This is a genomic window from Streptomyces mesophilus (genome assembly GCF_011044995.1).
GTDB classification, from domain to species: domain Bacteria; phylum Actinomycetota; class Actinomycetes; order Streptomycetales; family Streptomycetaceae; genus Streptomyces; species Streptomyces mesophilus.
On record NZ_JAAKZW010000311.1, the window covers coordinates 1 to 7,872 of the forward strand.

Genomic DNA, 7,872 nt, shown 5'->3' on the forward strand with positions numbered 1-7,872 from the left:
CCCCACCCCCCGCTCACAGCCGCACCGCATCCTTCAGTTCGGCGAAGCGTCGCTCGCCGATACCGTTCACCTCGCGGAGTTCGTCCACCGAGCGGAAGCCGCCATGCTCGGTGCGGTGGTCGACGATGTGCTGGGCGAGGACGGGGCCGACGCCGGGCAGGGTGTCCAGCTGCTCAAGGGACGCCGAGTTGAGGCTCACGGGCCCGCCCGGAACCGCGCCCGCGGCCACACCCCCACCCGGGACTTGGGCGCCCGGCGGACCACCGACCACCACCTGCTCACCATCGATCAGCACCCGGGCACGGTTGAGCCCCGAGAGATCCGTACCCGGCTTGGTGCCGCCCGCGGCCCGCAGAGCGTCCGTGACCCTCGAACCGACCGGAAGCCGATGCACCCCCGGCTCCCGCACCCGGCCACTGATGTCCACAACAACCGTGCCGGCCGCGCCGCTTGACGGACCTCCCCCGCCATCCCCCTCCGCGCGCCCGGCCCGCTCACCCACACCCGCTTCCGCGCCGACGGGTGCGGCAGGAGCCGCCCGTACGAGCTCGGGAGCGCTCACCGACTGCGGCCTCCCCAGCCAGAAGTGCTGCACAGCCAGCGCCGCGCCGACCACAAGGAGCACCGCGAGCACGACCACATTGCGCCGCTCGAGACCGCAACGGGACTGCACCCACAGCGGCAGCCGCTCCCGCAGCGCAAGCCGCCAACGCTCACCCCGCGCACCGTCCGCACTCGGCGCCCCGCCCGCACTCGCCCCGGCGTCCGCACTCGGCGCACCACCCGCACTCACCCCGGCGCCCACACTCGGCGCACCACCCCCACTCGCCCCGACGCCCGCACCCGGACCGGCGCCCGCACTCGGCCCGACATGACCGGCCCCCGGCTCAACCTGCACCGGCTGCCCCAACTGCACGGTCCGCAGCCCGCCGCCGCCCTCAGGCTCGGACGACGACGACCCCCGTACGCCTTCGTCCGCAGCCGGCCCACGGCGGCGCACCACAGTGGCCCCGGAAGCGCGCCGCGCCTCGCGGGTACGCCCCGCGATGACATCCGCCGCGTCCCGGTCAACTGCCCAGCGGGGAACGGCAGGTCCGTCCCACCGGGGCAACGCCGGGGCCTCCGCACCGGACCCCGACTCCTGCGGCGGCTGCTCGAAGAGCCGGGCCGCCCGCCACCTCAACCGCTCCGCGGCCACCTGCTCACGACGCCGCCGGCGCCGGACACGACGATGCCCGGCCCGGCCGTCGGACGACGGACCGCGCCCGGGTCCACTGGTGGGGACGGCGCCCGAAGGGTCGTGGGAGACCTGCGAGTTGCGTGATGAGGGAGACATGCGGACGACCGTAGAGATCGCCACCGCAACAAGTGGATCTTGCTCAATTCCTGTGGACAACTACCCGGTTGTGGAAAACCCCACCACCCGCGTGAGTGACAAAGCGGGTGACAAAGCAGGTGCCAAAGCGGGCGCCAAAGCAGGCACTCTCACCGAGCCGAAACCACCACACCCAGCAACCCGGGCCCGGTGTGCGCCCCGATCACCGCCCCGACCTCGCTGACATGCAGCTCCCCGAGCCCGGGCAGCCGCCCCTGCAGCCGCTCCGCCAGCGCCGCCGCCCGCTCGGGCGCAGCAAGATGGTGCACCGCGATGTCCACGCGCGCCGATCCGGCGCGCTCCGCCGCGATCTCCTCGAGCCGCGCGATGGCCCTGGACGCGGTCCGCACCTTCTCGAGGAGCTCGATCCGCCCCCCGTCCAGCTGCAGCAGCGGCTTGACCGCGAGCGCCGAGCCGAACAGCGCCTGGGCGGCGCCGATCCGGCCGCCGCGGCGCAGATAGTCGAGGGTGTCGACATAGAAGTACGCGGCGGTGGACGCGGCCCGCTTCTCCGCGGCCGCCACCGCCTCGTCCACCGTGCCGCCCGCCTCGGCCGTCTCCGCCGCCGTCAGGGCGCAGAAGCCGAGGGCCATCGCGACCATGCCGGTGTCCACCACCCGTACCGGAACCGGCGCGTCCTTCGCGGCGACCACGGCCGCGTCGTACGTACCGGAGAACTCCGAGGACAGATGCAGCGAGACGATCCCCGTGGCGCCGGACGCGGCGACCTCGCGATAGGTCCGCGCGAACGTTTCGGGGCTCGGGCGCGAGGTCGTCACCGGGCGGCGCTTCTGCAGCGCCTGGGCCAGGGAGCGTGCGGAGATCTCCGTACCCTCTTCGAGGGCCTGATCACCGAGGACGACGGTCAGCGGAACGGATGTGATGCCGTGCCGTTCCATCGCCGGCTGCGGCAGATAGGCCGTTGAATCCGTGACGATCGCGACATGGCGGGACATGAGCTGGAGGTTACCTGCCGGGGCCGAAGGGCGGCAGCCCGGCCCTCACCGTACCGGGCCCGGCACCGCTCCCGCGCACCGGGAGGCCGGCCCGCCGGAGCCCTCAGCCCCGCCCCTCCGGCCTGGCCTCCGGCCGGGCCTGCTTCTGCCACGGATACGTGACCTGCGGCCCGGGGGGCTCGATCGCCTGCGGACCCGCGTCGCCCTGACCCGCCAGATCCCGGTCCGGCCAGGTCTGTTCGGCCGGCGCGGCAGGCCCGTCGATCAGCGTCGGCTCGGGCCATGAGGCCGGTGCGGGGGTGGGAGTGGGAGTGGAGGCCGGAGTGGGCGAGGCCGGCGAAGGCACGGAAGCACCGGCCTGCTCCCCCGTACGCGGCGAAGACCCCGTACCCGAGGAAGACCCCGCACCCGCCGAAGCCCCGAACGAACCGGCACCGAACGAACCGGCACCCGAGGCACCGGCCGCTCCACCCGCCCCCGGCTCCTCCCGGGTCCAGTGCCGCAGCGCCCCCGACTCCACATCGATCTGCGCCCGCAGCGACGCGAACTCGTCGTCGGCGAACCGTCGCGCCCGGTCCTGCGCCGCGAAGCGCAGCGAGTCCGCCGCCTCGGTGATCCGGTCCGTACGCTCCTTCAACTCCGGGAGCTGCGCGCCGAGGCGGGCCTTGTCGGGCTCGCGCTCGAGGCGCTTGAGGTCGGCGTCGAGCTCCCAGCCGTGCACGCTCAGACGCTCGAAGAGACCCACCGACTCCTGCAGCGAGGCGTCCTCCGCGACCGCCGCTTGCAGCGCGTCCTGCGTGGCGCGCATCGAGGTGCGCAGCTTCAGACGCAGCTGGGCGAGCTCGCCCGCCGGGCCGATCTGCGCGAGGGTCCGCGCCTTGAGCGTGGAGTCCTCGACATGGCGGCGCGCCTGCGTGATCGTGCGGTCGACACCGCGCTTGGCGGCCTTCACGACCTTCACCGTGACGAACACCCCCAGCGCGACGAACAGCACGAAGAGCACGGCCAGCACGGCGAGTACTTCACCCATGAGGGGCTCCTAAGCGGGGGGAACAGAGCGTCGGACGAGCTTCTTCCACCGTAAACGCCCAAGGGCAGGCCGAGGGTTCCGCAGAACCCCCAACCTGCCCTTAGGGGACATCCCTAAAGCACCGAAACCGGCACCAAGGGACCCTTACGCCGGAACGATGTTCACCAGCTTCGGCGCCCGCACGATCACCTTCCGGATCCCCGCACCGTCCAGCGCCGCGACGACCTTCTCGTCCGCCAGCGCCAGCGCCTCCAGGTCGCCGTCGGAGATCGTCGGCGGCACCTCCAGGCGCGCCTTGACCTTGCCCTTGATCTGGACGACGCAGGTCACGGCCTCGTCGACCACATACGCGGGGTCGGCGACCGGGAACTCCTGGTACACGACCGAGTCGGTGTGCCCCAGCTTGCGCCACAGCTCCTCACCGATGTGCGGGGCCAGCGGCGCGATCATGCGCACCAGCTGGTCGGCGACCGGACGCGACACCGGGCCGCCCACCTTGGTCAGGTGGTTGTTCAGCTCCGTGATCTTGGCGATCGCGGTGTTGAAGCGCAGGCCCTCCAGGTCCTGGCGCACCCCGTCGATGGCCTTGTGCAGCACGCGCAGCGTGGCCTCGTCCGGCTCGGTGTCCGACACCGTGACGTCACCGGTCTGCTCGTCGACGACGTTGCGCCACAGCCGCTGCAGCAGCCGGAACTGACCGACGACCGCACGCGTGTCCCAGGGCCGCGAGACGTCCAGCGGGCCCATCGCCATCTCGTACAGACGCAGGGTGTCCGCGCCGTACTCGGCGCACATGGCCTCCGGAGTGACCGCGTTCTTCAGGGACTTGCCCATCTTGCCCAGCTCGCGCTTGACCGGCTCGCCCTCGAAGAAGAAGCCGCCGTCGCGCTCCTCGACCTGATCGGCCTGGACCGGGAAGCCACGGCTGTCGCGGTAGACGTACGCCTGGATCATGCCCTGGTTGAACAGCTTGTGGAACGGCTCCGTAGCCGACACATGCCCCAGGTCGAACAGCACCTTGGACCAGAACCGCGCGTACAGCAGGTGCAGTACGGCGTGCTCGGCACCGCCCACGTACAGGTCGACGCCACCGTGCGGCTTGTTCTCGCGCGGGCCCATCCAGTAGCGCTCGACGTCCGGGTCGACCAGCTGCTCGGAGTTGCGCGGGTCCAGGTAGCGCATCTCGTACCAGCACGAACCCGCCCAGTTGGGCATGGTGTTGGTCTCGCGGCGGTACGACTTCACGCCGGAGCCGTCGCCCAGGTCCAGCTGGACGCTGACCCAGTCCTCGTTGCGCGACAGCGGGGTCTCCGGGGAGGTGTCCGCGTCGTCCGGGTCGAAGGTGCGCGGCGAGTAGTCGTCGACCTCGGGCAGCTCCAGCGGCAGCATCGACTCGGGCAGCGCGTGCGCGACGCCGTCCTCGTCGTAGACGATCGGGAAGGGCTCGCCCCAGTAGCGCTGGCGGCTGAACAGCCAGTCGCGCAGCCGGAAGTTGACGGTGCCCTCGCCGATGCCGTTCTCCGACAGCCACTCGGTGATCTTCGCCTTGGCCTCGACGACGCCCAGGCCGTCCAGGGACACCGAGTCCGCGGAGGAGTTCACCAGCTTCGCCTCGTACGAGACGAAGGCGTCATCCCACGTCGAGGTGTCCAGGCCCCGGTCGTCCGAGGGCTCCACGACGCAGCGCATCGGCAGCTCGAAGGCGCGCGCGAACGCGAAGTCACGGGTGTCGTGCGCCGGGACGGCCATGATCGCGCCGGTGCCGTACCCCATCAGGACGTAGTCGGCGATGAAGACGGGGACCTGCTCGCCACTGACCGGGTTGACCGCGAACGCGCCGGTGAAGACGCCGGTCTTCTCCTTGGCGTCGGCCTGCCGCTCGACATCGGACTTCGAGGCCGCGAACGCGCGGTACTTGGCGACGGCCTCGGCCGGCGTCGCGTGCCCGCCGGTCCACACGTCGTGCGTGCCCTCGGGCCACGCGGCCGGGACGATGGTGTCGACCAGCTCGTGCTCGGGGGCCAGGACCATGTACGTGGCGCCGAACAGCGTGTCCTGGCGAGTGGTGAAGACCGTGATCCTGCCTTCGGAGCCGACCGGGAAGTCCACCCGCGCACCCTCGGAGCGCCCGATCCAGTTGCGCTGCTGCAGCTTGATCGCCTCGGGCCAGTCCAGCGCGTCCAGGTCGTCCAGCAGACGGTCCGCGTACGCGGTGATCCGCATGTTCCACTGGCGCAGCTTGGACTTGAAGACCGGGAAGTTGCCGCGCTCGGAGCGTCCGTCGGCGGTGACCTCCTCGTTGGCCAGCACGGTGCCCAGGCCGGGGCACCAGTTGACCGGCGCGTCCGAGGCGTACGCCAGACGGAACTCGCTCAGGACGTCGGCGCGCTCGCCCACGCTCAGCTCACTCCACGCCCGGTCCGTACCGGGAACGGCCCGCGAGCCGCTCTCGAACTGGGTGACCAGCTCAGCGATCGGACGGGCCTTCTTCGCGCCCTCGTCGTACCAGGAGTTGAAGATCTGCAGGAAGATCCACTGGGTCCACTTGTAGTACTCCGGGTCGATCGTGGCGATCGAGCGGCGCTTGTCGTGGCCCAGGCCCAGGCGGCGCAGCTGGGACTTCATGTTCTCCATGGCCGCCTCGGTGGACACCCGCGGGTGCGTACCGGTGGCGACGGCGTGCTGCTCGGCGGGCAGGCCGAAGGCGTCAAAGCCCAGCGTGTGCAGCACGTTGTACCCGGTCATGCGGTGGAACCGGGCATAGACGTCGGTGGCGATGTAGCCCAGCGGGTGCCCGACGTGCAGACCGGCACCCGAGGGGTACGGGAACATGTCCATGATGAACTTCTCGGGCCGCCCGGAGACCGCGGCGTCACCCGCCAGTCCGCCCTTCGGATTGGGCGCCTCGTACGTGCCGTCGGCGTCCCAGATGTCCTGCCAGCGCGCCTCGATGTCCGCGGCCATCGCCGCGGTGTAGCGGTGCGGGGCTGCGACTTCGGCAGCCGAATTCGTCTCGCTCATGATCCTCAGGGCTCCATCGATCGTCTCTGCTGCGTTTCACCTGGAGTTCGGCTGCGACGTACAGCCGAAATGAAAAAACCCCTCGCACAGGAGGGGACGCCGCGCTGATGCCGACCCACGAATCGTCAGTGGTCGGTACTGATCAGCGCGGCTCGCTAAGCAGAAGGCGTACGGCACGCATGGCGTCAGGGTACCGCAGGGGCCGAGCCGCCCGCACCGGGCTTTACTCCCGCCCCGGAGCGGGGTTACTCGGCGTACCGGCCTCTATCGGGGCAACGTCAAGAGATGCTCGCCACTTGATAACAACGCAATAACTCAAACCCCGAACTGGTCGGTACGGCGCCACTTAGCATGCGGCAGCGGGACCCGCTTTCGAACCACCATCCGGGAGTCATCCCCATGAACCCTCTCACCCCCCATAGCCGCAAGATCCGCTCCTTACCCACTTCCCCGGGGCCGAGCCGCGCGGCACGTGGAGCGTTGACCGGCGCGGTGCTGCTCCTGATACCCCTCGTCGTGATCGTCGGCGGCGACAGCTTCCGCGCTGCCCTCGATTTCACGACCGGAGTGCTCAGCCTCATCTCGTTGACCTCCAGCATCGTCTGGGGCCTCGTCGCCTCCGACAGCCTCTTCCTCTCGCCGAAGCAGCGGCTCCTCGCCCAGGGTGTGCACCGGGCGACCGCGATCGCCGCGCTCGGCTTCCTGCTTCTGCACGGCACCGTCAAGCTGGTCCTCGGGCATGTGTCCGCGATCGGCGCCCTCATCCCGTTCGGCCTCGGTGTGACCGGTACGGACGGACTGATCGGCTTCGGCGCCCTCGCCGGACTCCTGATGATCGTCACCGGTGTCACCGGCGCGATGCGCAGCTCCTTCGCCTCCCCCGCCCGGATCGCGGGCCGCTGGCGGGCGCTGCACATGCTGGCCTATCCCGCCTGGTGCTCGGCCCTGGTGCACGGTCTGTACGCGGGCCGCCAGGCCGCCCCCTGGGTCGTGGCGATGTACTGCCTGTGCCTGGCCGGCGTCACCGGAGCGCTGGCGCTGCGCGCGGCTCCGCTGCCGGTCAAGCGCAAGGTGGCGCGGAGAATCCTCGCCCTCCTGGACGCGCAGACCCGTATCCCCCGTGTCGCGGCGGGCGCCACCCCGCGGCGCGAGGGCCCGCTGCCCGGCATGGAGGCCCTCGCCACCACGCCCGATGCCGGCTCCATACGGCCCCAACTCCCGCTCCAGCAGGGAGGATTCACTTCCTCGTACGAAGGGGAGCGCCCTCGCGCCGTATACGAGGAGGAGCGCCCCCGAGCCGTATACGAGGAAGAACGCACTCGCGTCATGTACGAGGAGGAGCGCCCCCGCACCGGCAGCGGCATGGCGGCCGCGTACCGCGCCGTCTCCACGGCCCCGGGCGCCCGCCCCATGCCGCTCCAGGAGGAGCACTCCGGCCGCTGGCCCAACCCGTCCCCGCCGCCGCCCGGCGAGGCCGCGCGCCCCGCACC

5 protein-coding genes are annotated in these 7,872 nt (G+C 71.2%); 1 reads left to right on the plus strand and 4 read right to left on the minus strand.

Annotation, left to right across the window (positions count from 1 at the left end):
• Positions 1-13: 13 nt before the first annotated feature.
• The 4 genes from G6045_RS37595 to leuS all read right to left on the minus strand — a co-directional run bounded on the left by G6045_RS37595 (position 14) and on the right by leuS (position 6,382).
• Positions 14-1,336 carry a ComEA family DNA-binding protein gene (locus tag G6045_RS37595; protein ID WP_165336729.1) on the minus strand — a complete coding sequence of 441 codons (1,323 nt, stop codon included), beginning with the start codon at positions 1,334-1,336 and terminating at the stop codon, positions 14-16.
• Between the two features lie 149 nt (positions 1,337-1,485).
• Positions 1,486-2,331, minus strand: a complete 846-nt coding sequence (locus tag G6045_RS37600; protein WP_165336730.1) for a DegV family protein — start codon at positions 2,329-2,331, stop codon at positions 1,486-1,488.
• A gap of 103 nt (positions 2,332-2,434) precedes the next feature.
• Positions 2,435-3,361, minus strand: coding sequence for a hypothetical protein (locus tag G6045_RS37605; protein WP_165336731.1), 927 nt, complete (start codon positions 3,359-3,361; stop codon positions 2,435-2,437).
• 144 nt (positions 3,362-3,505) lie between these two features.
• A complete protein-coding gene (gene leuS / locus G6045_RS37610; RefSeq protein WP_165336732.1) occupies positions 3,506-6,382 on the minus strand; it encodes a leucine--tRNA ligase in 2,877 nt (958 codons plus the stop codon).
• Positions 6,383-6,862: 480 nt separating this feature from the next.
• Between leuS and G6045_RS41020 the strand changes: the two genes are divergently transcribed.
• Positions 6,863-7,872, plus strand: a 1,010-nt coding sequence (locus G6045_RS41020; protein WP_206344702.1) for a hypothetical protein, incomplete at its 3' end; no start/stop codon positions are given.

Excerpts from the sequence above, each read along its gene's own strand:
- leuS (WP_165336732.1), bottom strand. The coding sequence starts at position 6,382 with ATGAGCGAGACGAATTCGGCTGCCGAAGTCGCAGCCCCGCACCGCTAC.
- G6045_RS37605 (WP_165336731.1), bottom strand. The coding sequence starts at position 3,361 with ATGGGTGAAGTACTCGCCGTGCTGGCCGTGCTCTTCGTGCTGTTCGTC.
- G6045_RS37600 (WP_165336730.1), bottom strand. The coding sequence starts at position 2,331 with ATGTCCCGCCATGTCGCGATCGTCACGGATTCAACGGCCTATCTGCCG.
- G6045_RS37595 (WP_165336729.1), bottom strand. The coding sequence starts at position 1,336 with ATGTCTCCCTCATCACGCAACTCGCAGGTCTCCCACGACCCTTCGGGC.